Below are 24,600 nucleotides of genomic sequence, written 5' to 3'. Positions count from 1 at the left end.
AGAATGCAGCACAGTTTGCCGACTTTGGGCAGCCTTCGGGCATCGCTCATTGGAAACCAAGCGCCATAAGCAATGCATTGAGCCCTGGCTCAACGCCTCGTGCTCGGCGAAGTCCCGCGGCATCAATTACTGCCGCGAGCTTGGCAGCCGGCATTCCCTTGGCATATTCGGCGTACTTGCCTATCAGAGCAGCAATAGCGAGCGCCGTGGACTGCGGCTTCAGCTGTTGAGCGTTCGGAAAGTGCCTGAGGAGCAGCGCTTCATGGCAAGGTTCCTGCCAAATGATGGTGAGACCTTCGGCGTTCGCGAGAGTTTGTGCCTGCTGATCACGCTGTGGCGCGAAACCTCTTTTGTCTGAGTCCATCAGAACGAATGCGGCTGCATAGTCGCCTTTCTTCTCTCCTTGTTTTTTCTTCTTTGCAGCCAGCTGGATGAGCGCGAGCGGATCGCCGCCACCTGGCCGCAACAGGATGGTGTCGAGGAAAAAATCCTGTCGCTGTGCACCAACTACGCGCGTGAGTAGAGCGCCGTAGCTCTGTTCGCTTTCGCCCTCGCACCCAAGAAAGATGCGCTTGCGTTGGGGAATGACGACCCGCCGCCTCATCCGATTTGCGGAACAGCCCCAAAGCTGCCCCCCAGGTATTTGCGATAGTAGTTATCGTTTCTTCTGACCGATTGCACGTCACGGAGACCGTAAACCGAGGTTCGACCCTCATAGTTCTTGTCGCAAAAGAAAATCTCCTCCTTCGTCAACTCTTCGAGCAAGGAAGGCGTGTGACAAGTCATCCAAAGCTGGGCGTCGTGAGGATTACGGATCGGATCATAGAACCATCGTAGAATTTCCGGCAGCAAAAGTGGGTGAATCGTTGCGTCAAGCTCATCGAGGACGGCGACTCCACCGGTATCCAACGCCTCAAAAATGAAGGGAAACAGGCGGATGAACTGGCGGGTGCCGTGGCTTTCGTAGATGATAGGCATTGGCAGAGTCAGCCCCTCATGCTCAAACAGCGCGATCGGGCCGTTGTGACCTTGCTCGATCTTCATCTCGCGTATCCCGACATCAATACGCTGAATTTCGCGGTTAAACATAGCCAGCTGTTCAGGATGTTCGGCATAATGGCGAACTGCCGCATCGTCTGTGGCGTCGTACTTCTCGATGAGTATGTTCGATACGAGGAGGCTTGCGGTTTGCCACAACACCTTTGAATAAGCGTGCTCTAATTGTGCCAATGTCGATATAACGCTGGCATCGGGCCTCAGCACTTTCTCGAGCGCCTGCCGATATCCGGTGAGTCCGAATGCTTTTGATGCGACCACCTCGCCGGCTGCGTCCCGTTCGAACAGGCGCACTTTTCTCGACGCGGTCGAAGGCCAGTAGTAAAGTGCCTCTTTCTCCACGATCTGCTTGCCGGACGTGCCACCGATTACGACTTCATAGCTGTAGCGGCATTGCGCCGCCCCCGCCTCGCCGGCTTGCTCAATATCTTCAACACCAGCGAGATAGACCGTAAGCCGCGTCGGAGCGTCGAGCGTTTCCTTCGAGTTAAACCGATCGAAGGGCATCCGATTGCCACGCGGCGATGAGAAACTGTCTTTGACGAACCATTTGATAAAGGACAGGGCCCTCAAAACCGTCGACTTTCCCGACGCATTTGGGCCAAACAGGGCAACCACCTTTGGCGCCTTCTCACTTGATCCAAGCCAAAGCGGCGCCAGGCGGCCAGGCTCTTCCGGCGTGTTGGCCGCGATACTCAGATCAATCACCTGAAGATCATGGATCGAATAGAAATTCTCGATCTCTAGCCGGTGCAGCATGTCAACTCGAACCTTTGAAACTCCGTGAATTGTCATTTAATAGACACTTTCGACAAAAAAATGTCAATGTATGCATTCCGTTATTATTCTGTGCGCCTTGGAGCAGAGATTGGTTCAGTCTGTTGGTTCCTGATCCGTGACGCCCTCCCTGCAACGACGTGGGCCAATGGCCCGGAACCCCACTCACACGCCATATTGAAATTGTCGGCTTCAATTCGGATGATTGCTCAGAACGCGGCCCTACCCATGATGGTCTGTGCGAGAAAAGTCGGTGGCCAATGGTCCTTCGCGAGAATATTAGTTCTACCTACCAACCAGAGGATCGTTCGTTGAAGTTCACATCCGAAGAAGACGTGGAACGCTATTTTGCTGACCAGGCGACCCTTTTTAGAGGAGCGCACTACGGCACGATTAACAACATCAAGGCTCCTTTGAACATCGAGTTGCAAAATGCGCTTGACGATGGGCCTGAAGAGTCGATCCAGCGAGTGCTGACGGCAAATCCATATCTTTTACAGTATGCTATGCCGAACACTGGCCATCACGGCGTTTGGGTTTTTCCAAAGCGAATGATCCGCACGCAGCAGGTCGACAGAACGCCGGGATTGATACCCGACTATCTTGTGGCTGCTAGCAATTCGCTCGGATATTCCTGGCACATCATCGAAATCAAGCGACGCGATACTCAATTCGCAAGTTCCAATGGGCGTTCGCTCAGCTCCGCCGGATTGAAAGCCGTGGTTCAGAGCGCGACTTATTTGACCCACTTTCATCAATACATCGAAACTGTCAGAAATAATGTTGGTGTTAGCGAGATCATCCAGCCCGAAAATGTGATCATTCTGATCGGGGATTCATCAACCGAGACAGCGGAGCAAGCTGCGCGGAGGGCGGAGTTTGAGCAGATCGCGCCAAGAGTTAAGATCGTTACCTATGACAGAATAGTTCGCGGGCTTCGGAGTGACACTAGCTTCAGAACCAAAGTAGCGGAGACAGACTCGCCGCCGACCACGGTCGGTGCATAGGAGTATCGAGCGAAGCCGGATAGGTAGTGGGCCGGCGCGGCTCTGTCTTAGGCGTCTTTCCCGACGCGCGAAAGTAGTTCGGCTGGTTCGACACCCAGTGCGGCCGCAATTTGTCCAAGGACGGTAACGCTCGCCGCTTTATGCGCACGTTCGATTGCGCCTATATAGCGCGCGCTCAGCCCAGATCGGTCAGCAAGTTCCTCTTGCGTCAGCTGTTTATCATGGCGCAGTCGACGCAGATTTATCGCCATGATCTCTTTCAGATCCATGGACAAAACGAACATGAATCGGAACTATCGTTCTAGGAACGATAGTTCCGATTCGTAGTGGCGCGTTGAACTAACTGGCACGCGATTTCGGGCGTAGGAATATTCACAGGGCTCGAAATCGTGCAGACATCGTGCAATTCGTTTAATGCAGACCAAGCACTTTCAGTATCGAAGAATTTAGCGGAGACCAGCATGACCGACGTAACCCCGATCGAAACCGAAGGTGACGGTGGGGAATCCTCATATACGGCGTTGCCAAAGGCCGAGCTTGAGGCGCTCGCAGTTGCGGCGATCCGCGAGCATCGGAGCCTCCTTGCTGCCGACGAAGTGGTCTATGATGAATGGACGCGCGCCAATGAAGACCCCTCTACGGCGGTATCCGTCCTGAAGTCCTTGCAGGACGAGTATCTGGCCCGCCAGAAGAAATCCGAAGCCCAGCAACGGGAGCTTTCGGAGATCATAGATGCTCTGGGATACGTTCCCGAGATTCCAATTGATGAGGAGCTAAAGTAAGCCGCGATCCTTTGCCATCGCGACGAGCTGCGGCAACGTCTTCGCATCGAATTTTTCGCGGGCACTATCCAGATAGTGCTGGACCGTGCGCGCGTTAATCCCCGTCAACATCGCAGTCTCCTGCGTGCCTCTTCCCTTGGCTGCCCAAGTCACGCACATGATCTCCCGTGGCGACAGCATCCGCTTTGGCCTGATGATGGTGGACGCCGCGAGAACCTTCAGTCGGTAGTGAACGGCCATGACGATCTGCAATCCCGTCCGGGGATCGAGAAGTGGCGATGCGTCGATCCGCTTCTGGGCGGAGGCAAAGGTCAACATCATCGTTGACCCGAAGCTGCCCTCTGCTGGGATGGTGATCCCGGATCGGATTCCGTGGTCGACAGCTTCATCTCTGAATTTGCGCAGGGGGGACGACCCACGGGACGGCCAGTCTTCGGCACTCCACGCAAATGTCTCGCGCCGTCGCTTCGCTTCCGTCACCACAGGATCTATCCGCGAGTATTTGTTGCCCAGATAGATGTCTTGCCACGGTTCAGGGTACGAGTTGAACGTCTTGATCTCCAGCCCTTCTGTCTGGAGGTAGGCGAAGCGATCGTACCCGTGAAATTGTGCGAAATTCTTGAGGGCAGATTTGATCATTTGTTCGTCCAGCGAGGCATCGAGCATATCGATCAATGAACTGAGAACTCTATCCAAAGACTACTCTCCCAATATCCGACGGAGACGCGGGCGGTATATGCGGCCCGCAATATGGGCCGGCAGCCGCTGGCCTGCGGATCTGCACCCGCGTTTCGCCGTCGGTCTGTTTCGACACGGCAACCATGGGTGCTCGTAAAGATCGAAGCAATCCCCCGTTCCGTGTGTATAGGAGTAGGTGTGCCGACGCTCGATTCAAGCGCCGGCGATCTAAAAAAAGCGTGAGATAAGAAAGATTTCCGAGCGCGTGATTACGATGTCACGCAGAGCGCCTCACTCGTTGTTTCTGTGCGCCGAAGGGAAGATCACATCCTGATCGACAAGGACGTTGAATTTGTAGCCTGGCCTAATCTGAATCGTCGGCTGGACGTTGAGATTTTTCGAGATCGTCTGCTCGGCGACCCTTCCGAAGGACTCTGCAAAATTCCGCCGAGCGGCGTCCGATGCCGTGTCCTGTGTTGCCAGTGTCGAGCTCTCGGGCATGGACATATCGATACCCGTTCCGATCAGGGCAACGAGAGCTGCTGACCCGAACGTGCGCCACAGGTGGCGATCGACCTTGTCCTTGAAGCCACTATAACCCTCGGCATCCGTACCGGCCATTCCTCCGATCTGCAGCGTGGCACCATTCGGGAAAATGAGATCCGTCCAGACGACGAGAACTCGCTCCTGCCCGAACGAAACCTTCGAATCGTAGCGGCCGAACAGCTTTGCACCTTGCGGGATCAGAAGCCGGTAGCCGGTGGCGCTATCATAGACGTCTTGGCTAACCTGTGCCGTAATCCGTCCGGGAAGGTCGGAATTTAGGCCGGTAATCAGTGTGGCAGGGATGACCGATCCTCGCTTCAGCTCGTAGAGCGACAGCTGGGGTACAACCTGGTTCGGCAAATAGCCGAGATCCTTGATATCCTGATTGAAGAAATCCTCCTTCGAAGTCTGGCCGTTGGGATCGATGTTCTGGCCCAAGAGCCCCGATTTCATGGCCTGGGCGTACAAGTCGGAAGCACCTCCAACAGCCGTGCTCTGCGGCTGGCGCTCGTTGGAGGCCAATTGCGACGCGGCCTTTTCCACCTCAGAAATATCGACTTTCAAGGGAGAGTCGAGCGCGGTCGCCCTCGCCTGAAGGCGCATCATCCGCTGGCGCTGCGCTTCGCGAAGGTATTGCTCATCCTGCTCTCGTTTCAACCGGGCACGCCATTCCTCTTCGCTTTCGAGGCGCGGGCGGTGATCCTGTTTTTCCTCCACAGTCGGCTCGGCGAGAGGTTGCTTCTTTTCTTCCTGCGGCTGGATCGTGGGTGTTGGCTGAAAAACCTCCTGGCGCTCCGGTTCGCCGATGATGCCGTCGGAGACACCTCGTTTGAGCTGATCGCCGAAGTTCGTCGCCGGTGTGCTTGAAGCACTGTCCAGATCGTTGCCGCGATTGAAAGGCAAGCCACGCCAGGAGAGACCGACGACGACGACGCCAAGGAACAGCACGACGATGGCGATCGCGATGACCACGGGTAGACGATTGAGGCGGCGCATCCCGTGTTGATCGGTGCTGTTGCCGGAACCACCGAGTTGGAGCGATTGGACCATGATACTCCTCCGCTCAATTGCGCTGCATGATCGAAAGCGGACTTGCAGGTGTCGCGCCGGCTGTCGTGGGCAGATAGGCCCGTCCGAGCGCGATCGCAGGCGTCCTCAATCTGGCGAGAACCTGTCCGTCAATCGTGTCGACCGACCAGGCAAGCTCGATGGGTTTCTGGTCCTTCGACCCCTTGCCATCGGTGATGACGACATAGCCCCAGCCTTTCAGAGCAGCCTCGAGCGCTTTCGCGTAGTCTGAATTATCCGTGTCCAGCTTGAGGGTAGTCGTGGCTGCGGGGCCGACCTGCTCCGCAAGCCGGCTTGCCATATCGCCCGCGATGGCGCTCGCTGTCGGACCAGTGATAGCGGTCGGCATGGCATCGTTGGTGAGGGCGTCATCGGTCGTTTCGCAGCCCGAAACCGTTGCGGCAATCAGGACGAGTACAAGGAGCCGGATCATCGTCAGCTCCCCCGCCGAATGGTAATTTTCTGCTGATGCCACCCGACACCGGAGACAAGCACCGCCTTATCGACGGCATAGTCCACGATCATCATGTCGTTTTTCATTCGATAGTTGACGATGCGGTTCTGTCCGCCTGAGACAATGAAGAGGACCGGCGCGTCCTGACCGGATATCGACTTCGGAAACTGGATGTAGGTTTTGGCACCATCTGAGTAGACGCGCTTCGGTCTCCATGAGGCGCTGCCGCTCACCGAATACGAGAAGTTCAGCTTATCCGGCGCGCTGCCAGGCAGCCCACCGACCTCAAGGCGCGCGTTAATGTCCGCGAGCTTTGTCGAAGCGTCCTCAGGATATTCGAAGCCGACCCGGGCCATGTATTGGGTCGGATGAGACTTCAGCTGGATGTGATAGGTTCGTCGGGACGTGGTGACGACCATGGAGGTCACGAGCCCCGGCTCGGAGGGTTTGACGATCAGGTGGATCGCCTGGCCGCCAGTTGCGCCCGATGTCGCCGGCTCGACTTTCCAGCGTACGGTATCGCCAACGAGCACGTCGCGAACGATCTCCCCACCCTGCAGCTCGATATCGCAGACCTGTAGCGGTGAGCAAACGACGGAGGGCTGGGTTTCTCCGAAGAGGAAAATCACTTTTCCGTCTGGACCGGTTGTCACGAGACCGGCCGTGCCACGCCACTTTTGTGAAATGGCCGTACCCTTCGCTTCGTTCGCGGTCATGCTCTGCGCGCTGGCGCCGGCGGAAAAAAAAAGCGTTGCCACGCAGCCGGCCGCTGCGATCAGTCTTACATTGTGCATCAGTGAATTCCCCTGCCCTAAAGCTGTGCTGTCCAGTCGAAGTCCTGGACATAAAGGCCGATTGGGTTGAGGCGGATGATCGCCTCGTCCTGCGGTGCGGTCAAAGTGACCGTTGCGATACCTCGGAAGCGGCGAGTGCCCGTCTCCTTGCCCTTCCGGTCGCGCTCATATTCCGTCCAGTCGATCTGATATGTCTGGTTCGACAGTGCCACGATGTTGTTGACCTCGATGGCGACGGTCGCCGTCTTCGCCTTCTCGAACGGCGAGTTTCCCCGAAACCAGGCATTGATCTTTTCCGTCGACGGGTCCGACGTCCGCAGCAGCGCGTAGGTTCGGTCGATATATTGCTTCTGCACGACGGCGTCGGGCGTGATCGACCGAAAGCTGGTCACGAAGTTACCAAGCGTGGCCCGCACAACGCGAGCGTCGGCGTATTCGATCTGTTGCGGGAAGCCTGCGGTCACCGATGTGCCGAGCTTGTCGACCTCGACGATGTAGGGGACCAGCTTAACCTGTGTGCTGAGATACATGGCATAGCCGAAACCAATGACCGCCATGGTCAGGCCAAGGATACCAACGATGCGCCATGCGGCCGCAGCCTTGACATAGGTGCCGTAGCGCTCGGACCATTCCTGTCGGGCAGCGAGATATGGGTTATCAGGGGGGCGGTTCGCTCCCATCGAAATTTGCCTCACGATTTACGGTTTGTCGTTGCGTTCTGGAGAAGGTTTTGGCGCGGCCTGTCCGTTCCGGCTTTCTTCGAGCTTGGCGTTTGCAAGTCCGAGGATCGAGCCGGCGTAGGCTCCAGGCGACCCGATCGCCTTTTCTTTGGCCGCGGATCCGACCGCGCCGCCGGCGGAGCCAATTCCGGCGCCCATTCCGCGAAGTGCAGCGCCCGCAAATGAGGATCCAGCCGCCCGGGCCGCCTGTCCAGCCGCAAAGCCAGCGCCCGCAGCACCGGCGCCGAGGAACGCGCCGCCAGCAGCAAAGGAGGCCGCCTGACCGCCGTGGCGGATCGCCTCCATGCCGCCTGAAACGGATGCGCCTTGTACGACCCCTTGGATGATGTTCGGCACGTACATTGCGATGATGAAGACGACGACGGAAATGCCGGCGATCGCGAGGGTCGTGATGAACTGGTCGGTGTCGGCCGTCGGCGCCTGAGCCAGTCCGAGCAGGACCTGCGAGCCGATCCTTGCGATCATCACCAAGGCCATGAGCTTCATGCCGACACCGAAGGCATAAACGAGATATCGGATCGCAAAATCCTTGGTATAGGACGAGCCACCAAGGCCAAGCATGATCATGCCAGCAAGCAGGCTCACGTACATCTCGACCATTACGGCGACGAAAATCGCGGCCACGAGCGAAAAGCAGATCACGACGACGCCCATAGCAAGCACAGCGGCGATCGCCAGTGCGTTGTCCTGGAAGACGCCGAACTTGGCTTGCTGCGACATCTGTGACGCCACGCGAATGCCGGCATCGAAGACCTCGGCTGGCGAGGCCGATCCACCGCCGGCCCCGATCTGGAACAGGCTGTCGACCACCGCTCGGGCGAAACTGGGACCCTGTGTCAAGACGAAGGCGAAGAAGCCGATGAACATGATCCGCCGAACAAGCTCCGCAAACCAGCTGTCGAGGGATGCCGCCTGGATAGCGAGCCAGACAGCCGCTATCCCAATCTCGATCCCTGCCAGGATCCAGAACAGTGATTTGGCCGCATCCATGATCGTGGTTTCCCAGCCCTTGGCCGCGGCGGAAACCTGGTTTTCAAGTTCGGTCAGGACCTGACCCTGCTGGGCAAGCGCCGGGTCGGCGATCACAAGGCAGATAAGTCCCGCGACCAAGACCATGACCCGAAGTTTACGCGTTACCATCGTGGCCGCATCTCCTGTCCTTTCTCGATCGGAGGCAATTCCTTGTCAGCGCCGAAAAATTTCTCTCGCGTGGAGCGCTGCTCGTGGCTCATCCCCGCCGGTTCTGAAGACTCAGATCTCATTACGAGAACAGTGATCGTAGAAGCGGCGGCCGCGGCCAGTAGGATGGCCACAATGATGACGCGCCGGGTCACCAGCGCGGCTCCATCTTCTGCCCCTGCGGTATCGAGTTCACATCCGCATTGAAGAATTTCTCGCGCCGGGCCTGTGCGAGATCCTTATCCGTCTGCTCGGACTGCAGCCATGTGCCCATCATCGTCATCTGCTGGGAGACGAGGCCGCGCAGCTTCTGCATCTGTGCAACCTGCTGGGCGGCGATCTCGTGGCCGACCTGCAGAGCTTCCATTTGCCCGTCGGCTGTTTCCGACATCGACCGCAATGAATCCATGGTGGACTCCTCGCTATCGAACTGCTCGGCAGTCAGACTGGCAGCCTTTAGCGTGCCGGCTATCGTGCCGCGGTTCGTGTCTGACCATGCCTGATAGCTGGAGGAGAAATTTTGCGCATTTGGCAGGTTGTTCTGCAGGTCGGCATAGCTCTTGAAACGCTGCTGAAGCAGGTCGTCGCCGGTTCCCATCGAGAAGGCGATCCCCTGCCCCTGCTTGACGATTCCGCTGAGCTGGTTGAGGTCGCCCTCGACCTGGCCCCAGATATGCTCGGGGAGCTGCGCGGTGTTTTGCAGCATATTCTGGTAGATCTTGAGCTGGTTTTCGATCTGCTCCGCCAGCTGGCTGATCTGGGTCAGCTGGTTGTCGACCTGGATCCCTGAGCTCTTCATCAGATCGATCAGCTGCGCATTGTTGGCGAGCTGCGTGAACTCGGTCGCGTTTCCGGTCGCTGCCCCGGCATATGCCTGGGACGTTCCAATCGCCAGCGCACAGGACATCACCCCGACGAGCCATCTATTCGAACGTAAGGTGCAAAGCGGCATCCTGGATTCCTCTCATCTCAAGCCAGCGGATCGGCCATTCACGGCCGTGTTCGGATTTCAATTCGCGGATACGCTTGAGGTCTTCCTTGCCTGACGCACCCACGAAGCTCAGCGCGACAGGCCCGAGCGACATGTCGAACAGCCGTCGCCCCTCGGGCGTTGCGACGTAATATTCTCGCTTAGGAGTCGCGCCGGCGACGATCTCGATCTGCCGCTCGTTGAAGCCGATCCGCTCATAGAATTCCCGCGTACCCGGCTCGCGAGCCGCTCCGTTTGGAAGGCAAATTTTGGTGGGGCACGATTCCTTCAGCACATCGATGATCCCAGATCGTTCAGCGTCCGAGATCGACTGCGTCGCCAGGACGACGGCGCAATTGGCCTTTCGAAGGACCTTCAGCCACTCCCGGATTTTGTTGCGAAACACCGGATGACCGAGCATCAACCAGGCTTCGTCGAGGACGATCAGGCTAGGAGATCCATCAAGGCGCTTTTCGATGCGCCGGAAGAGATAGGTCAGAACGGGAACGAGATTCCGCTCGCCCATATTCATCAGATGCTCGACTTCAAAGCACTGGAACGCGCCAAGTTGTAGGCCGTCCTCCTCAGCATCGAGCAGCTGACCCATCGGACCATCGACGGTGTAGTGATGGAGTGCGTCTTTGATCTCACGCATCTGAACCCCGGAAACAAAGTCTGAAAGCGAGCGGCCTGGCGCGTTCACCATGAGGCCCACCTGGCGGGAAATCGCGTTGCGATGGTCGGGGGTAATCGTCACGCCCTGCAGGCCGATCAAGGTCTCGATCCATTCAGAGGCCCAGGCCCGGTCGCCGTCGGTCGAGAGATCCGAAAGCGGGCAGAAAGCGAGCGCTCTCCCCTCCCCTTCTACGTCACCACCTATCTCGTAGTGATCGCCGTCGGCTGCCAGCGTCAGAGGGAGTAGCGAGCTGCCTTTGTCGAACGCGAAGACCTGGGCACGGCTATAGCGCCTGAATTGCGCAGCGATTAGTGCGAGCAGGGTGGACTTGCCTGATCCTGTGGGCCCGAAGATCAGCGTGTGGCCGACATCATCGAAATGGAGGTTCAGACGGAAGGGTGTCGAACCGCTGGCGACCTGCATCAGAGGCGGTGAGTTTGGCGGATAAAATGGGCAAGGCGCGATCGGATTGCCCGACCAAACCGAATTTAACGGCACGAGGTCAGCCAGATTGGCGGTGTTGACCAGAGGTTCCCGGACATTGCAGTACCAGTTGCCCGGAAGGCTGCCGAGATAGGCATCGGTTGCATTGAGCGTCTCGATCCGAGCGCCAAACCCTTCGGCCTGAACCAGCCTGCGGATCGCTTCCGCCTTTTCCTGAAGGGCCTCCCGGTCCTCGTCGAAAAGGACGATTACCGGGGTATAGTAGCCGTAGGCGACAAGCTGGGACGATGCCTGGGCAATCGCGTCCTCGGTCTCGGCGACCATCGTCATCGCGTCCTGATCGACGGAACGGCTTTGTGTCTGGAACAGCTGATCGAAGAATGGTCGCACCTTCTGCTGCCATTTTTTTCGGGTGCGCTCGAGCTTCTGCCGGGCCTCCTCTGCATCAAGGAAGATGAAGCGCGACGACCACCGATAGGTCAGCGGCATGAAATCGAGACTGTTGAGAATACCGGGCCAACTTTCGGACGGAAGCCCGTCGATCGCGACGACGCTTAGGAAGCGGTTCTCGATCTTGGGGGTCAGGCCATGTTCGAGCTCGGCAGTTGCGATCCAGTCCAGATACATCGGGATATCAGGGAGACGGATCGGGTGGCTTTCGCCTGTGATGCAGAAACGGACGAACTGGAGCAGCTCATCATAGCGCGCTGTGCGCTCCCCTCCTCGCTCCGCGGCCTCGCGCGTTTCCATCCGTCGGATCGAAAGCGTGTTGGCGAGATATTGCTCGATCTCTCGGACGGCGTTCTTGAAGATGAAGAGGACCGTATCAGCGTAGGACTTCTTTCGGCTTTCCTCGTCGGAGTAGATGTACTTGCTGAGCGCCGTCTTCTTCGATTCCAGCGGTCGATACGTCAGGATCACCGCGTGCTTGCTCTCGAAATGCCCCTGCTCGCGCCCGAAATGCGTGCGGCGTTCGGCGTCGATCGCCCGGGTAACGGGATCCGGGAAGTCGCAACGATCTTCAGATGGGTAATCGACCGTCGGAATGCGGATCGCCTCGACCTGGATCATCCACCCGCTTCCCAGCCTGGAGAGGATCGCATTGATCTGGCGGGATAGCTCGTTGCGCTCCAGGTCGGTGGCACTTTCGGAGTCGGGGCCAGCAAAATACCAACCGGCCATCAGGCTGCCGTCCTTCAATAGAAGAACGCCATTGTCGACGAGGCCGGCATAGGGCACGAGGTCCGCAAAGGATGGACCAGTGGCCCGGAAACGCTTGAGTGCGACCATCTACGCCTCCTCAATATCTGCGCCACGGAGAAGCGGTGGGCTTGTAATGGTGCTTATAGGAGATGTGCCGGACATAGACTTGCCGCATCAGCGGGTCGGACTTGGCCATCATCCGCAGCAGGCCGACAATGACGATCCAGACCGCGGCTCCAAAGATCGCCGAATAGATCGTCAGCACCACGAAGATCAGGATTACAGCCGCCAACCCCGTCAGCAGCACCAACTCGCGATCCGCGCCCATCAGCAGATTCGGCCGCGAAAGGGCGCGATGAATGCGGTTGCGTCGAAGGCCGGACAGGGACTCAGCCATGAATCCCACCCCTCGCAGTTGGGGATATGGTCGGGCTTGTTGTCGGCGGCTCCTTGGCTGGCTGTTCGTCTGCAACTCCGATCGACGCGCCAGTCGCACCGAACAGGCCGACGATCTGAGTGGCGCCAAGGAGGATGCCGGCAACCAGGACGACGTACATCAAGCGACGTGCAAAATCGTTCAGTTCGCCGCCGAAGATGAGCATGCCGCCCGCAATTGCCACGGCCGCGAGAGCGATGTAACCCGCAACCGGGCCCGTTATGGATTCCTGAATCTGCTGGAGCGGCCCTTCCCACGGGAGGCCGCCGCCGCCGGAACTGGCCATGGCTGCGCCGGCGGTGACCATGATCATGGTCGCCGCACAAAGAGTGGTCGGAAAGACAGTTGGTTTACGCGACATCGAGCGCTTCCTGTTCTTCGGTGAGTTGGTCGGCTTCAAGCTGGTAGCGGCCATGGGCATAACCCTCGACGTGGATGACATCTCGAACCCGTCTGCCCCGTGGCGTTCGTTCGATTGAGATGATGAGATCGACGGCCTCGCCGATGACTTCGTGCATAGGCTGCTGGCTGGCTTCACCGGTAAGCTGCTCAAGCCGGCGAAGTGCTGAAGTCGCGGTGTTCGAGTGGATTGTAGCCACGCCTCCGGGATGGCCGGTGTTCCAGGCCTTCAAGAGCGTCAGCGCAGCCCCATCGCGTACCTCGCCCACGACAATTCGATCGGGACGCAGCCTCATGGTGCTCTTGAGGAGCCGCGCCATGTCGATCGTATCGCTGGTGTGCAGCAGGACTGCATTCTCGGCGGCACATTGGATTTCGGCGGTATCTTCGAGAATGACGAGACGATCGTCGGGGGCGGCTTTTACGATTTCGGCAATGACTGCATTGGCAAGAGTTGTCTTCCCCGACCCTGTCCCGCCAGAGATTATGATGTTGAGGCGTGAGGCAATCGCACTCCGGATCGTGGCTGCTTGATCGCCAGTCATCACTCCGGTGCGCACATAATCGTCGAGCGGGATCAGCCGTGATGCGCGCCGCCGGATCGTGAATGCCGGTCTCGCGACAACGGGGGGCAGGAGGCCTTCGAACCTATGGCCGCCGATCGGAAGCTCGCCGGATATGATCGGCTGCTCGCTGTCCACTTCCGATTGGAGAGCGTGAGCGACGGTACCGATGACCATCTCTGCCGCCGCAGGCGACATCTCGCCGGCTGGTGCGACCCCGTGACCGAGGCGCTCGATGAAAAGCTTGCCGTCCGGGTTCAGCATGATCTCCACAACGGTGCAGTCGTCCAGGGCAACACAGAGCTGATCGCCAAGCGCTTCCTGAAGTTTGCGGACGAGACGAGGATGGGAACGAAGCTGTGTCATCGCGCCGCCCTAAGCTGCTCGGCCAAGACGGTCAGAGATTGCGGATCTATAGTTCGCCGGCCGAAGCTTCGAGAAAATCGCAGCGTCAGCGGGTAGTGTTCCGGCTACCGCCATCGTGACGCCGATCTGCTTCGGGTCGCCGAGGCGTCGAAGCGGCCATCCGACCCGGGCAAGGATCCGTTCGAAGCGGAGGTCGGTCACAGTGACGATCTCGGCGAAGCCATTTGCGATCGACCATTCGACGATCCCCGCGAACATGGTCAACGTGGCCTCGTGGACCGAACCGTCGCCCCTCCCCTCTTTCAGTGTGGTGTCCACACAGAAGCGCGAACTCTCGATCATCGCGGCGCTGGCTTCGAGCCGACCATTCGGAAGAAGCGATGGGAAGACGTCGGCCACCATCGTCGGTCCAAGCGCCGGCAGCAGTCTGGCGCAGCCTGCGACATCGCCGGTGTTTGAAAGTGCCAGAACATAGGTTGGCCTCAGCGCATCGAAGCCGTCTGTTTCACAGCCATCGGTGACAGTGACGTCCCAGCCCAAGCGATCGGAGAACACGCGCGCGCGAAGCTGATGATGTCGATGGAGAAGATGGGCTTCCTCGATCGTGCGTGGTGTCGAGAATGCGAGAATCTGCATGGATTTCTCCGTCGTTTGTTGACGGCGGGGAAATCAGCACAGATCGGAATCGGCGTGCAGTTGTAGAATCCTACAAATCGGCTCGGGGTGAGTCGCGCCTCTCGTTTATCTTTCTGAGCGCGAATTCCTCAGATTCGATATAGGCGCGTCGTGCTGGCGTTGTAGGATTCACAGTAGATCATAGCGCGAACGAAATGGCGGGATGGCGCACGTAACTATCGGAAATATCTCGAAATTGCGTTTCGACTGCCATTCTTGGCCGCTTCCCCGTTAACAGCCTGTTAACTTTAAATATCTTGCAAACCGTCGTGGAATCGGGTGTCCTATCCACGGTAAATCACTGTGTTTACGAAAATTACCGTGTGTACGAGAGGACGACGTGGAGAATCCCGCCCAGCTTCAGAAAGCTATCCATAAACTGATAGCAGCGCATGCGCGAGATCTGTCAGGCGCCCTACACGAGCACCGGGTCAAGCTTTACCCACCTGAAGCTCGCAAGACCCTGCGGTCATTCTCCTCGACGGAGGCTGCCAAACTTATCGGCGTAAATGATGGCTACCTACGACATCTCTCGCTTGAGGGAAAAGGACCGCAGCCGGAAGTGGGCGCAAATGGACGTCGTTCCTACTCAGTGGAGACCATTCAGGCCCTTCGCGAGTATCTTGACGAAAACGGCAAGGGTGACCGTCGATACTCTCCAAGGCGAACTGGCCGCGAACATCTGCAGGTGATAACCGCCGTGAATTTCAAGGGCGGATCCGGCAAGACGACAACGGCCGCGCACCTCGCACAATATCTGGCTCTCAACGGATACCGGGTTCTTGCGATCGACCTCGACCCTCAGGCCAGTATGTCCGCCCTCCATGGCTTCCAGCCAGAGTTCGACGTGAAGGACAACGAGACCCTTTACGGCGCAGTGAGATACGATAGCGAGCGTCGGCCGCTGAAGGAGGTCATCAAGAAGACCTACTTCACTAACCTCGACCTCGTCCCGGGAAATCTCGAACTCATGGAGTTCGAGCATGATACCGCCAAGGTGCTTGGCTCCAACGATCGCAAGAACATCTTCTTCACGCGCATGGACGAGGCCATCTCGTCGGTTGCCGACGATTATGACGTCGTCGTCGTCGATTGCCCGCCGCAGCTGGGCTTCCTGACGATTTCGGCGCTATGCGCTGCGACCGCTGTGCTTGTCACCGTCCACCCACAGATGTTGGACGTCATGTCGATGTGTCAGTTTCTTTTGATGACTTCCGAGCTTCTGAGTGTCGTAGCCGATGCCGGCGGCAGCATGAACTACGACTGGATGCGTTATCTGGTGACCCGCTACGAGCCCGGCGATGGGCCACAGAACCAGATGGTCTCGTTCATGCGGACCATGTTCGGGGAACATGTCCTGAACCATCCCATGCTTAAGAGCACGGCGATCTCAGACGCCGGCATCACCAAGCAGACACTCTACGAAGTCAGCCGCGATCAGTTTACGCGGGCGACCTACGATCGTGCGATGGAATCGCTCGACAATGTTAACAACGAAATCGAGCAGCTGATTCAGTCATCGTGGGGTCGGAAATGATGTCGACGGCAACCCCTGTGAGCTGCTGCGTGGGTGAGAAGTTGCCAGCCGGAAACTTTGGGCCTAACGGCTTGGAAATGCTGACCGGTTTCGCTCATTCAGATGCGAAAGGAGGAGGAAAAAATGGCTAGAAAACACCTTCTATCCGACCTCGCGGGCCCGAAATCCCATGGCGGAGACGCCGATGTTTCGACCCCGGACAATATCACACCGCAATACGCCCCGCGCGGGGCGATCGGTGCCGTTTCACGCTCCATCGAACTGTTGAAATCCCAGTCGTTGACGGACCTTGATCCGGATCTCATTGATGCGCCGGCCGTCACCGATCGTCTTGACGAGGATGGAGAGCAGTTCGAAGAATTCGCACGAAACATTCGGGAGAACGGTCAGCAGGTTCCTATTCTCGTTCGGCCTCACCCGTCCATCGAAGGACGCTATCAGATCGCTTATGGACGGCGCCGGCTTCGAGCGGTCAAGGCTGCCGGTCTCCAGATCAAAGCGGCCGTCAGGACGATGACGGACGACGAGCTTGTATTGGCGCAAGGCCAGGAAAATAGCGCTCGGCAGGATCTGTCCTTTATCGAGCGCGCGCTCTACGCCGCTGAACTTGAGGCAAAGGGTTTCCAACGGTCGATCATCATGGGCGCCCTCGCCGTCGACAAGAGCAATTTGTCTCGCCTCATCCAAGCAGCGACGCAGCTGCCGACGGATATCATCCGCGGAATTGGGGCCGCTCCTAAAACGGGTCGGGACCGTTGGGGTGAACTTGCCGCACGGCTCGGTACGGATGGAGCCGTCGAAAAGGCCCGAATGGTTCTGTCTGAGAATGAAGTGAAAGCCCTTCCCTCAGACGAGCGCTTTTTGCGTGTCTTCGAAGCGGCGGCGCCTAAAAAGGCGAAGAAGGAACAAGTTCAGGCAGAGGTTTGGCAGGCCGACGATGGCGTCAAGGCCGCGAGCTTCCGCCAGGATAAACGCACATTGACATTGATGATCGACAAAAAGGCCGCCCCGGATTTCGGGGATTACCTGATGTCGGTGCTCCCCGAAATCTACGCCTCGTTCAAGAAGACGAAGGAGTAGATGCGATGAAACCAGGAAAGGGTCGTTAGCGCAAAGAAAAAGCCCTCCGAAACGGTGTTCCAGAAGGCCTCTCTCAGTTTGGTCGCTTAGAGAATCGCACTTCCCGGAATCACAGTCAAGAGTCAACGCCGCACCGGCGTAGCGTTTTCTTTGCCTTGTGAAAGGTGAAGGACATGGAAACGGGATATATCACGACGCCCTTTGGGCGGCGGTCGATGACGCTTGCCTTGGTCAAACGACAAGTGGAAACCAAGCAGGATCTGGCCGACCGATCGGTCGATAAATGGCGCGTGTTTCGCGACGTCGGTGATGCTCGCTCACGCCTTGGCTTGCAGGATCGCGCTTTGGCCGTCCTCAATGCCCTACTGTCTTTCTATCCGGCCACTGAGCTCGGGAGCGATAAGAACCTCATCGTCTTTCCTTCGAACGCACAGCTATCGGCACGGGCAAACGGCATCGCTGGGACGACTCTGCGCAAATGCCTGGGCGTGCTCGTGGAAGCTGGAATCATCATCCGCAAGGATAGTCCGAATGGGAAGCGCTACGCGCGCAAGGGTGATGAAGGTGCGATCGAGGATGCCTATGGCTTCAGCCTGGCCCCCCTGCTCGCGCGCGCCGCTGAATTTGCAGCTCTGGCCCAGGACGTGGCTGCCGAGCAGCGCCGGTTTCGCGCCATGAAGGACCGCCTCACCGTTGTCCGCCGAGATGTACGCAAGCTGATCACGGTCGGGATGGAAGAGGGTCTTCCAGGGGACTGGGTTGCGGCGGAAGATTATTTCGTCGAGTTAGTGGGGAGATTCTCGCGGCGTCCGACCCTGCAGGACTTGGCAGCGAGTCTCGACGAGATGACTCTGCTGCACGACGAAGTATCCAACATGCTGGAAGTACAGGAAGAAGTCGGAAAAAACGATGGCAATGGCATCGCAAACGGATGCCACATACAGAATTCAAATACCGACTCTTGCAATGAATTTGAACCTCGCTTCGAAAAGAAGCAGGGCGAAAGATCCGAGCCAACCAAGCGGACCGGGCGGAAGGGCGAGCCGGAAGTCTTCCCGTTGTCGATGGTTTTGCGGGCCTGCCCGGAGATGACGGCATACGGACCTGGCGGCTCGATCGGTAGCTGGCGGGAAATGATGGCGGCTGCCGTGACCATCCGGCAAATGTTGGGCGTCAGCCCGTCTGCATACGAGGAGGCCTGCGAAATCCTGGGGCAAACGGGGGCGGCGATCGCTATTGGTTGCATCCTTGAACGGACAAGCCATATCAACTCGGCCGGCGGTTACCTTCGAGATTTGACTGCGAAGGCGCGGCGCGGCGAGTTTTCGCTTGGTCCGATGTTGTTTGCGCAGCTAAGGGCAAACTCTTTGCCGAGAAGAGCATCAGCATGACAGCCGCTCTCTTGATGGCCTCTAAGCCATTGACCGGGCTTGTAAAAACTGGATAGTTTCCGGCTGGCAACTTTGATGGCTCCGGATATTGCATGGGCAGTAACGGATGACTTACGATTTTCACCAGCTTTCACCGCATGATCTTGAAATTCTGGTTCGAGATCTTCTTCAAGCGGAATGGAATGTTAGACTGGAGACGTTCAAGACGGGGCGTGATCAAGGGGTCGACTTCCGGTATGGGCGGGGCGCGGGCAACTTGATCGGGCAGGTCAAACATTACCTCAGGACCGGTATAAAGGGCCTGCTTCGTGATCTTAAGAAGGAAGTCCCGAAGCTGAATAAACTTAACCCGAGTTCCTACGTCCTTGCCACCTCAGTTTCACTTTCGAAAGCGGACAAGTCAAACATAGCCGCCCTGTTTGGTGGAAAGCTGGCCGTATCGGATATATTCGGACAGGAGGACTTGAACAACCTGCTTGCCGATCACTCGGAGATCGAGAAGAAACATTACAAGCTTTGGCTGGCAAGTCGCGGGGTGCTCGACAAGCTGCTCAATAACGAGATCGTCACTCAGACAGAGTTTCATGTCGAGAAGGTGCATGCGACCATATGTCGACATGTTCGCAGCGACACCTATCAGCAGGCGCTGGACATTCTTGACACGGACAGAGTTGTCATCATTTCTGGTGCACCAGGAGTGGGGAAGACGACTCTGGCCAACATGCTCCTCTATGCCCACCTGGAGCGCGGCTGGGCGCCTGTGATCGTCCGTCGAGACATTTTGGAGGGCGCAAAGTTATTCCAACGAGGCACTGCGCAGATCTTCCACTTTGACGATTTCATGGGAGCGACCTTCCTCGAAGATGGTTTATCTGCCACTGGTAAGAATGACGATCGGGCGATTACCGATTTCATAGAGATGGTACGAGCTTCGCCGACCGCGAGGCTTATCCTTACGACACGTGAACATATATTCCGCCAGGGTGTTACGCTGTCGGAAAGGCTGCGGCACGCGGGGCTCGACAGCCATAAAGTCACGCTTCACGTGGGCGACTACTCGGTAACCCAGCGGGCGCAGATCCTCTACAATCACGTGTACTTCAGCAACCTACCCACGGGCTACAAAGACCAATTGCTCGACAGTGACTTTTACCTCCAGATTGTCCGACACCCAAAATTCAATCCCCGCCTCATCGAGTGGCTCTCCACCTTCAACCGTGTTCGGAAGTATCCGGTGAACGAGTACCAGAGCTTCGTTCTCAGTCTTCTGAATGATCCGTCCGAGGTTTGGATGCACGCGTACGAGCAGCAAATCAGTGATGCGGCTCGTTCACTCCTCCTGACATTGTATAGCCTCGACGGCAGGACAGATGGCGCTACCCTCAAGGTGGCGTTCAAGAAGCTCCATGAAAGGCGCGCAGTACATTGGGGATTTCCCCGACGGCCGGAAGACTGGTCGAATGCCATGTCTGAGCTGCTGAACGCGTTCATCCAGCCATCGGGACGACAGTCATTCAAGATGCTCGACCCCTCCGTGAACGACCTTGTCAACTCAGTCATTCGCAAGTCGCCAGAAGTTGCGATCGATATGATTGTGGGTGCGGTCGATTACATTCAGATCCAGCGCATCTGGCAGCTTGCGGATCGCGAGATTGCCGACCTTAAGACGGCCATCACGACGGCAGGCGCCGATGTGGTTCGGGCGATAAGAAGAGTGGTTCTGGCCGAAACCAAGATCGTTCGGTTTACGACTGGCATGGGCAGATCGAGCTGGTCAGCGGAGGAACGGCTGGCACGCATAATTCCGCTGGCCAATGGAATTCGCACCCCGGAAATGCTTCACTTGGTGAAAGACCTGATTAGTTCACTCCAGGCAGAATGGTTGGAGCGCGCTCCGATTATTAACGACGGTGCTGAGGTTCTGCAGGCGCTCCGCGGATCTTCATGGCAAATGCTGGAGAATCCTTCATTTGAAGCGGAGGTGGAACGACGACTGCTCCAGGAAGCTGAACTGGGATGTAGGTCAGATGAACTCCGTGAGATCATCCGGGTCGTGGACCTGGAGGGACCGGAAAACGCCCCCATACTGGCCCGCCTCCAGAGGGCCTTCAGGGGGTTCGGTGAAACGATCGAAACAGAGGTTCGAAACTGTAATGACAGCGACGATCTGCAAAGCCTGGAAGAGGATCTGGAGCTTTTCGCAAGGACCCTCGGTGTAGAGGTAGGCAATATGCTGGACCGTGTTCGCGAGGCCTACTCAAGATATGAAGAAAGAGGCGAACGCAGGGGAAGCCAAGTAAACAACATCGATTCCTATACGCTTTCGCCGGCCTCAGAGGAGGGTATCCGCGACATGTTTGCCTCCCTTCGTTCCGACCGTCCCGATCCGGTGACCTGAATCGCAATTCCCCGCAGACAACGAGAGTTGGGTGGGGCGACGGAGCTCTTGCTATCGAAGTCGGGTAGAAAGACCTGCTGGGCGAGAAAAATGTTGTTGAACCTCGTGGTTTTCACGGTTGCTCTTCCTAAATAAGGACCGTCCATTTGTCGGCAGAGTACGAACAACATGCCGCAGCGCCGATAGATGGACGCAGGCGGCTATTTAGGGATCGTTTATGGCAATCAGCAAAACCTTGTTCAGCCTTGTGGTAGAAGAAACAGACCGCTCAAGGGCATTCTGGGCCACCCAGCCGTGGATTGATGCTGCCCGGCGCGATGAAGTCGCTGCCGCAGATGTACTCGTCGCGCCATGGGTAGATTTGAAAGACGGCCACAAGCTCTTTCCGCAGGGAGCCGCTGACTTCATCAAGGACCTCAGGGCGGCTGCCGGTAGCCACTCGGTAGTGGTTGCTGTCGAACGGGCTCAGTACGAGGAAATTGCGCTGTACTCGGATCACTGGCGTCTTCCGACGCTGATCTGCTCGCAGATATTGCTGCCAATTGTGATTGGCCTGCTTACAAATCACATCGACCGGTCGATAACGGAAGACACCAAACCCAGCATAGTCGAGATGGAACTGATTGTAGAAGGATCTGGTGGCAAATGTATCGCCGTTAAATACAAGGGTCCTCCTGAAGTCATGATTGCCGAGATCGAAGAGCAGGTTAAGCGCTGCCTGCCGAAGGGCAATGGGCGAACCCCAAAGACATCGAGGCAATGATGGGAGGCCCTGAGCCGTCAGATCTGGCCGACTTCTGGCATGAGCATTTCGAACGGTCTCGAGCAGATCAGTTCGAAGAGCTCTCGGAAGCGGTGGACTTGTTCCGCGAGCGGCATGAAGCGAGCCCCGTTGATGCGAACAATCTTTGGTTCTGCCAGACATTTAGTTCTATCCTGACCGGCTATTTGCAAGCATTTACGGACATCAGGGAGAAACGACACTACCGCGCTTGGTGCGGGCTGGAACGCGTTGAGATAGATATCGAAAACCTGATCAGAAATCCATTCGTTCCCGACTTGCTTCCAGTGGCGCGCAAGGTGCAAACGCTTGTCACGGCTTGGCAGGCTGCCTTCCCATACCATGTGTTTTTTAGCCCCGAGATCATCGTAAAGGCCGAGATCTGCAGCATTTGCGGACTTGACTTTACCCCTTGGAGCGATTGCGGCCATCGCAAAGGGAAGGTGTACGAGGGGAAGCTTTGCTTCGGGATTGTTCAAGATATGGAGCCGAAAGGGGTGTCGCTGGTGTCTGACCCGGTGCAGAAATTTTCGGTTCCTTTTATATCCGATGAGTTCGGAAACAAAATTGACCAATATGACTACGCTGCTGTGGATTTCATCTCCGATCGCCTTGTCTCACCTATGGACGGATGGAAAGTTGAATGGTCAACGACACGTCATCCGCATCATTTCTTTACTGAAAGTGCAGAAGATGGTCCGTGCCCATGTGGCAATGGACGGACCTATAGCCTCTGCTGTCTGCCAACGCCGGGGGTAGAGAAGCCGCACATGCAGGTTCAGTTCGACAGAATGCGTGCTGAGCCTCAATCGTTTGCCTACGCCGGCTATCCCGCTTGATGAAGTCCAATCAGCTTCCGCAGTGAGATGTCCCGAGCTGAGGGACACGCGGCCTGGTTTTCCATCGGCGATTCCAGCAGCAGCCAAGGGAGTGTTCGAGGCGGCTCATCAAAAGCGCGAGGTGAATGGCGACAAGCGCAACGCGTAAGTAGAAATGTATGGCCGTTTATGGGACGCTGATGTCCCACTCACAGCAGCCTAGCTGCCCGCCCGCTCCTTCGCGTCGCGCTGTTATAGTAACCTGAGGCCTGCTGAACTGATCTATGGCGTGACTGTTCCATCGCCTCGGGAAGAGGGATGCCGCGATTCGCCGCCTCTGTCAGATATCCCGATCGCAGCCCATGCGCCGAAAACTCCCCAGGTGCCAATCCGGCCTTCTCCGCCCGCTGCTTGACGATCGCATTGACTGACTGCGGATCGAGCGCCCGCTTCGAAACGGTGCCCCAGCGCCCGATCCGCCGAAACACGCTTCCCTTGCCGATCTTCGCGGCCGCGAGCCAGGCATGCAGCGCGTCAACCGGCCGGCCGGTCAGATAAACGACATCGTCTTGTTCACCGGTTGTTGTCTTGGTACGGCCGAGATGGATGGCAAGCGAGGGGAGGGGAGGGCCATGAGCCATCTCGATCGGCTCCTCGACGGTCAATTGCTCCACACGAAGTCCGGCGACCTCGCTGCGCCGGCGGCCGCCGGACGCGAATGCCACCATCAGGATCGCTCGATCGCGGACATCGCGCAGGCTGTCGCTTGAGCAGGTCGCCAGCAGTTTGGCCAGGATGTCGCCGGTGACGGCCTTGGCACTCTTCCGGCTCCGTTTCCGAGGTACGGCTCGGACGGCAAGGCGAATGGCGGATTTGAGGGGAGGGGAGGCGAAGGCTCCATCGAGGCCGCGCCATTTCGTCAAGCTGGACCAGTTTGCCAGCCGCCGGCGCACCGTCGCCGGCGCATGGGGTCCCGTCGATTTCAGAAAGCCTTGGGCGCGCAGATTGTCGGCGACATCGGTCGGCATGCCGTGATCGGGATCGGTCGCGCGCTTCTGCGGGTCCCACAGGTGCTGCGCCACGAATTTTAGCAGCAGCGCCTCTGGCGCCGGCCAGGGCAGCGATCGCTTTGTCGCGGCCAAGGCCCAGGCTTCGAGATAGGCCAGATCGGAGGTGATCGCCCGCAGCGTGTTGGCGCCCATGCCTTCGTTGACGAGATGGCGCAGCGTTTCTACATCGCTGTCGGTGAGCAACTCGGCCAGCTCATCCCGACGGTCGATCGGCAGGACGGATGCAATTGTGTCGAGCTCGACGGCGCGACGCTCGACACCACCCAGGCTGGGGGACTTCCGCGGCGCCGCCATCAGTCGATCTCGACATGCGGCCGCCAGCGGCGGATAATTTCAACAATCTCCGGCTTGTAAGCATCCGGATAGGAGAGCGTCTCCTCTCGGGCGATATAGGTGAAGACGGTGATCATGTCCTCGCAGATTTCGGGATCGAGATCGGAAAGGTCGGTGAGGTCGAAACCGCCGTGCACCTCGGCATTCCACCAGGCGAGCAGGAAATTGGCGACGCGCCGGCTCTGCCCGGTATCGCGGTGCGCGACGTTGAGCAGCTTTTCAAGGGCGAAACGGACGCGATCTTCCATGGAAAAGGCCTTTGCGGAGCGCGATTTGGCCCAGATTCGGCGGATTCGCGCCCTCTGTCAATCTACCATCGATAAGTGATAGTTATCGATGGTTATGATCCCAACCCTCAATCATACCATGTGACGAACTC

Annotated in this window: 26 protein-coding genes; 8 read left to right on the top strand and 18 right to left on the bottom strand. The window is 57.7% G+C overall.

Annotated features, from left to right (window positions below):
- Positions 1-46: 46 nt before the first annotated feature.
- Positions 47-604 (bottom strand): RloB domain-containing protein, encoded by a 558-nt coding sequence (locus tag GA0061100_RS30400; protein WP_075856576.1) that lies wholly within the window; start codon positions 602-604, stop codon positions 47-49.
- Positions 601-1,815, bottom strand: a complete 1,215-nt coding sequence (locus GA0061100_RS30395; RefSeq protein ID WP_075856602.1) for an AAA family ATPase — start codon at positions 1,813-1,815, stop codon at positions 601-603. The genes GA0061100_RS30400 and GA0061100_RS30395 overlap by 4 nt, the downstream gene beginning before the upstream one ends.
- Positions 1,816-2,144: 329 nt before the next feature.
- Between GA0061100_RS30395 and GA0061100_RS30390 the strand changes: the two genes are divergently transcribed.
- Positions 2,145-2,840, top strand: coding sequence for a Shedu anti-phage system protein SduA domain-containing protein (locus GA0061100_RS30390; protein WP_159444821.1), 696 nt, complete (start codon positions 2,145-2,147; stop codon positions 2,838-2,840).
- A gap of 47 nt (positions 2,841-2,887) precedes the next feature.
- Here GA0061100_RS30390 and GA0061100_RS30385 read toward each other — a convergent pair whose 3' ends face one another.
- Entirely contained in the window at positions 2,888-3,109 is a 222-nt protein-coding gene (locus GA0061100_RS30385) for a helix-turn-helix domain-containing protein (protein ID WP_075856601.1), read from the bottom strand.
- A 192-nt stretch (positions 3,110-3,301) separates the two neighbouring features.
- Here GA0061100_RS30385 and GA0061100_RS30380 point away from each other — a divergent pair, with 192 nt between their 5' ends.
- Positions 3,302-3,622 carry a transcriptional repressor TraM gene (locus tag GA0061100_RS30380; protein WP_075856574.1) on the top strand — a complete coding sequence of 107 codons (321 nt, stop codon included), beginning with the start codon at positions 3,302-3,304 and terminating at the stop codon, positions 3,620-3,622.
- Here GA0061100_RS30380 and GA0061100_RS30375 read toward each other — a convergent pair.
- The 13 genes from GA0061100_RS30375 to traI form a co-directional block, all read right to left on the bottom strand.
- Entirely contained in the window at positions 3,614-4,318 is a 705-nt protein-coding gene (locus tag GA0061100_RS30375) for an autoinducer binding domain-containing protein (RefSeq protein ID WP_244557994.1), read from the bottom strand. The two genes, GA0061100_RS30380 and GA0061100_RS30375, sit on opposite strands and share 9 nt — an antisense overlap.
- Before the next feature lie 273 nt (positions 4,319-4,591).
- The gene (gene trbI / locus GA0061100_RS30370; RefSeq protein ID WP_075856572.1) at positions 4,592-5,896 is read right to left on the bottom strand and encodes an IncP-type conjugal transfer protein TrbI; all 1,305 of its coding nucleotides are present in this window, start codon (positions 5,894-5,896) and stop codon (positions 4,592-4,594) included.
- A gap of 13 nt (positions 5,897-5,909) precedes the next feature.
- Positions 5,910-6,347 carry a conjugal transfer protein TrbH gene (gene trbH, locus GA0061100_RS30365; RefSeq protein ID WP_075856571.1) on the bottom strand — a complete coding sequence of 146 codons (438 nt, stop codon included), beginning with the start codon at positions 6,345-6,347 and terminating at the stop codon, positions 5,910-5,912.
- Positions 6,348-6,349: 2 nt separating this feature from the next.
- Positions 6,350-7,162 (bottom strand): P-type conjugative transfer protein TrbG, encoded by an 813-nt coding sequence (trbG, locus tag GA0061100_RS30360; RefSeq protein ID WP_075856570.1) that lies wholly within the window; start codon positions 7,160-7,162, stop codon positions 6,350-6,352.
- A 17-nt stretch (positions 7,163-7,179) separates the two neighbouring features.
- The gene (locus GA0061100_RS30355) at positions 7,180-7,842 is read right to left on the bottom strand and encodes a conjugal transfer protein TrbF (RefSeq protein WP_075856569.1); all 663 of its coding nucleotides are present in this window, start codon (positions 7,840-7,842) and stop codon (positions 7,180-7,182) included.
- Positions 7,843-7,860: 18 nt separating this feature from the next.
- Positions 7,861-9,042: a P-type conjugative transfer protein TrbL gene (trbL, locus tag GA0061100_RS30350; protein WP_075856568.1), complete on the bottom strand. Its 1,182-nt coding sequence runs from the start codon at positions 9,040-9,042 to the stop codon at positions 7,861-7,863.
- Positions 9,036-9,215 carry an entry exclusion protein TrbK gene (gene trbK, locus GA0061100_RS30345; protein WP_342196736.1) on the bottom strand — a complete coding sequence of 60 codons (180 nt, stop codon included), beginning with the start codon at positions 9,213-9,215 and terminating at the stop codon, positions 9,036-9,038. Before trbK ends, trbL begins: the two co-directional genes overlap by 7 nt.
- Positions 9,216-9,232: 17 nt before the next feature.
- Positions 9,233-9,988, bottom strand: a complete 756-nt coding sequence (gene trbJ, locus GA0061100_RS30340) for a P-type conjugative transfer protein TrbJ (protein WP_244558000.1) — start codon at positions 9,986-9,988, stop codon at positions 9,233-9,235.
- 16 nt (positions 9,989-10,004) lie between these two features.
- Positions 10,005-12,461 carry a conjugal transfer protein TrbE gene (locus GA0061100_RS30335; protein WP_075856565.1) on the bottom strand — a complete coding sequence of 819 codons (2,457 nt, stop codon included), beginning with the start codon at positions 12,459-12,461 and terminating at the stop codon, positions 10,005-10,007.
- Positions 12,462-12,471: 10 nt separating this feature from the next.
- Positions 12,472-12,771, bottom strand: coding sequence for a conjugal transfer protein TrbD (locus GA0061100_RS30330; RefSeq protein ID WP_075856564.1), 300 nt, complete (start codon positions 12,769-12,771; stop codon positions 12,472-12,474).
- Complete coding sequence (locus GA0061100_RS30325; protein ID WP_075856563.1) at positions 12,764-13,171, bottom strand: TrbC/VirB2 family protein; 408 nt, start codon at positions 13,169-13,171, stop codon at positions 12,764-12,766. The genes GA0061100_RS30330 and GA0061100_RS30325 overlap by 8 nt, the downstream gene beginning before the upstream one ends.
- Complete coding sequence (gene trbB / locus GA0061100_RS30320) at positions 13,161-14,138, bottom strand: P-type conjugative transfer ATPase TrbB (protein WP_075856562.1); 978 nt, start codon at positions 14,136-14,138, stop codon at positions 13,161-13,163. The genes GA0061100_RS30325 and trbB overlap by 11 nt, the downstream gene beginning before the upstream one ends.
- A 9-nt stretch (positions 14,139-14,147) precedes the next feature.
- Positions 14,148-14,774, bottom strand: a complete 627-nt coding sequence (gene traI, locus GA0061100_RS30315) for an acyl-homoserine-lactone synthase (RefSeq protein ID WP_075856561.1) — start codon at positions 14,772-14,774, stop codon at positions 14,148-14,150.
- A 379-nt stretch (positions 14,775-15,153) separates the two neighbouring features.
- On the opposite strand from traI, the gene repA reads away from it, so the two are divergent.
- The 6 genes from repA to GA0061100_RS30285 all read left to right on the top strand — a co-directional run bounded on the left by repA (position 15,154) and on the right by GA0061100_RS30285 (position 22,839).
- Positions 15,154-16,350 (top strand): plasmid partitioning protein RepA, encoded by a 1,197-nt coding sequence (gene repA, locus GA0061100_RS30310; RefSeq protein WP_075856560.1) that lies wholly within the window; start codon positions 15,154-15,156, stop codon positions 16,348-16,350.
- Positions 16,351-16,473: 123 nt separating this feature from the next.
- The gene (gene repB, locus GA0061100_RS30305) at positions 16,474-17,430 is read left to right on the top strand and encodes a plasmid partitioning protein RepB (RefSeq protein ID WP_075856600.1); all 957 of its coding nucleotides are present in this window, start codon (positions 16,474-16,476) and stop codon (positions 17,428-17,430) included.
- 173 nt (positions 17,431-17,603) lie between these two features.
- Complete coding sequence (repC, locus tag GA0061100_RS30300) at positions 17,604-18,821, top strand: plasmid replication protein RepC (RefSeq protein WP_075856559.1); 1,218 nt, start codon at positions 17,604-17,606, stop codon at positions 18,819-18,821.
- A gap of 106 nt (positions 18,822-18,927) precedes the next feature.
- Positions 18,928-21,219 carry an nSTAND3 domain-containing NTPase gene (locus GA0061100_RS30295; protein WP_075856558.1) on the top strand — a complete coding sequence of 764 codons (2,292 nt, stop codon included), beginning with the start codon at positions 18,928-18,930 and terminating at the stop codon, positions 21,217-21,219.
- Positions 21,220-21,436: 217 nt separating this feature from the next.
- Entirely contained in the window at positions 21,437-21,982 is a 546-nt protein-coding gene (locus tag GA0061100_RS30290; RefSeq protein WP_075856557.1) for a hypothetical protein, read from the top strand.
- Positions 21,979-22,839: an SEC-C domain-containing protein gene (locus GA0061100_RS30285; protein WP_143525578.1), complete on the top strand. Its 861-nt coding sequence runs from the start codon at positions 21,979-21,981 to the stop codon at positions 22,837-22,839. Before GA0061100_RS30290 ends, GA0061100_RS30285 begins: the two co-directional genes overlap by 4 nt.
- Positions 22,840-23,027: 188 nt before the next feature.
- Here GA0061100_RS30285 and GA0061100_RS30280 read toward each other — a convergent pair whose 3' ends face one another.
- Positions 23,028-24,182, bottom strand: a complete 1,155-nt coding sequence (locus GA0061100_RS30280) for a site-specific integrase (RefSeq protein WP_075856555.1) — start codon at positions 24,180-24,182, stop codon at positions 23,028-23,030.
- Entirely contained in the window at positions 24,182-24,469 is a 288-nt protein-coding gene (locus tag GA0061100_RS30275) for a DUF7673 family protein (RefSeq protein WP_075856554.1), read from the bottom strand. The genes GA0061100_RS30280 and GA0061100_RS30275 overlap by 1 nt, the downstream gene beginning before the upstream one ends.
- Positions 24,470-24,600: the final 131 nt, after the last annotated feature.

It is taken from the genome of Martinezella hainanensis (assembly GCF_900094555.1).
GTDB classification, from domain to species: domain Bacteria; phylum Pseudomonadota; class Alphaproteobacteria; order Rhizobiales; family Rhizobiaceae; genus Rhizobium; species Rhizobium hainanense.
The sequence above is the reverse complement of the archived record's forward strand: the minus strand, read 5'-3'. Positions and strand labels throughout refer to the sequence as shown.

Excerpts from the sequence above, each read along its gene's own strand:
- GA0061100_RS30400 (WP_075856576.1), bottom strand. The coding sequence starts at position 604 with ATGAGGCGGCGGGTCGTCATTCCCCAACGCAAGCGCATCTTTCTTGGG.
- GA0061100_RS30395 (WP_075856602.1), bottom strand. The coding sequence starts at position 1,815 with ATGCTGCACCGGCTAGAGATCGAGAATTTCTATTCGATCCATGATCTT.
- GA0061100_RS30385 (WP_075856601.1), bottom strand. The coding sequence starts at position 3,109 with ATGGATCTGAAAGAGATCATGGCGATAAATCTGCGTCGACTGCGCCAT.
- GA0061100_RS30380 (WP_075856574.1), top strand. The coding sequence starts at position 3,302 with ATGACCGACGTAACCCCGATCGAAACCGAAGGTGACGGTGGGGAATCC.
- trbI (WP_075856572.1), bottom strand. The coding sequence starts at position 5,896 with ATGGTCCAATCGCTCCAACTCGGTGGTTCCGGCAACAGCACCGATCAA.
- trbH (WP_075856571.1), bottom strand. The coding sequence starts at position 6,347 with ATGATCCGGCTCCTTGTACTCGTCCTGATTGCCGCAACGGTTTCGGGC.
- trbG (WP_075856570.1), bottom strand. The coding sequence starts at position 7,162 with ATGCACAATGTAAGACTGATCGCAGCGGCCGGCTGCGTGGCAACGCTT.
- GA0061100_RS30355 (WP_075856569.1), bottom strand. The coding sequence starts at position 7,842 with ATGGGAGCGAACCGCCCCCCTGATAACCCATATCTCGCTGCCCGACAG.
- trbL (WP_075856568.1), bottom strand. The coding sequence starts at position 9,042 with ATGGTAACGCGTAAACTTCGGGTCATGGTCTTGGTCGCGGGACTTATC.
- trbJ (WP_244558000.1), bottom strand. The coding sequence starts at position 9,988 with ATGTCCTGTGCGCTGGCGATTGGAACGTCCCAGGCATATGCCGGGGCA.
- GA0061100_RS30335 (WP_075856565.1), bottom strand. The coding sequence starts at position 12,461 with ATGGTCGCACTCAAGCGTTTCCGGGCCACTGGTCCATCCTTTGCGGAC.
- GA0061100_RS30330 (WP_075856564.1), bottom strand. The coding sequence starts at position 12,771 with ATGGCTGAGTCCCTGTCCGGCCTTCGACGCAACCGCATTCATCGCGCC.
- GA0061100_RS30325 (WP_075856563.1), bottom strand. The coding sequence starts at position 13,171 with ATGTCGCGTAAACCAACTGTCTTTCCGACCACTCTTTGTGCGGCGACC.
- trbB (WP_075856562.1), bottom strand. The coding sequence starts at position 14,138 with ATGACACAGCTTCGTTCCCATCCTCGTCTCGTCCGCAAACTTCAGGAA.
- traI (WP_075856561.1), bottom strand. The coding sequence starts at position 14,774 with ATGCAGATTCTCGCATTCTCGACACCACGCACGATCGAGGAAGCCCAT.
- repB (WP_075856600.1), top strand. The coding sequence starts at position 16,474 with ATGGCTAGAAAACACCTTCTATCCGACCTCGCGGGCCCGAAATCCCAT.
- repC (WP_075856559.1), top strand. The coding sequence starts at position 17,604 with ATGGAAACGGGATATATCACGACGCCCTTTGGGCGGCGGTCGATGACG.
- GA0061100_RS30295 (WP_075856558.1), top strand. The coding sequence starts at position 18,928 with ATGACTTACGATTTTCACCAGCTTTCACCGCATGATCTTGAAATTCTG.
- GA0061100_RS30290 (WP_075856557.1), top strand. The coding sequence starts at position 21,437 with ATGGCAATCAGCAAAACCTTGTTCAGCCTTGTGGTAGAAGAAACAGAC.
- GA0061100_RS30285 (WP_143525578.1), top strand. The coding sequence starts at position 21,979 with ATGATGGGAGGCCCTGAGCCGTCAGATCTGGCCGACTTCTGGCATGAG.
- GA0061100_RS30280 (WP_075856555.1), bottom strand. The coding sequence starts at position 24,182 with ATGGCGGCGCCGCGGAAGTCCCCCAGCCTGGGTGGTGTCGAGCGTCGC.
- GA0061100_RS30275 (WP_075856554.1), bottom strand. The coding sequence starts at position 24,469 with ATGGAAGATCGCGTCCGTTTCGCCCTTGAAAAGCTGCTCAACGTCGCG.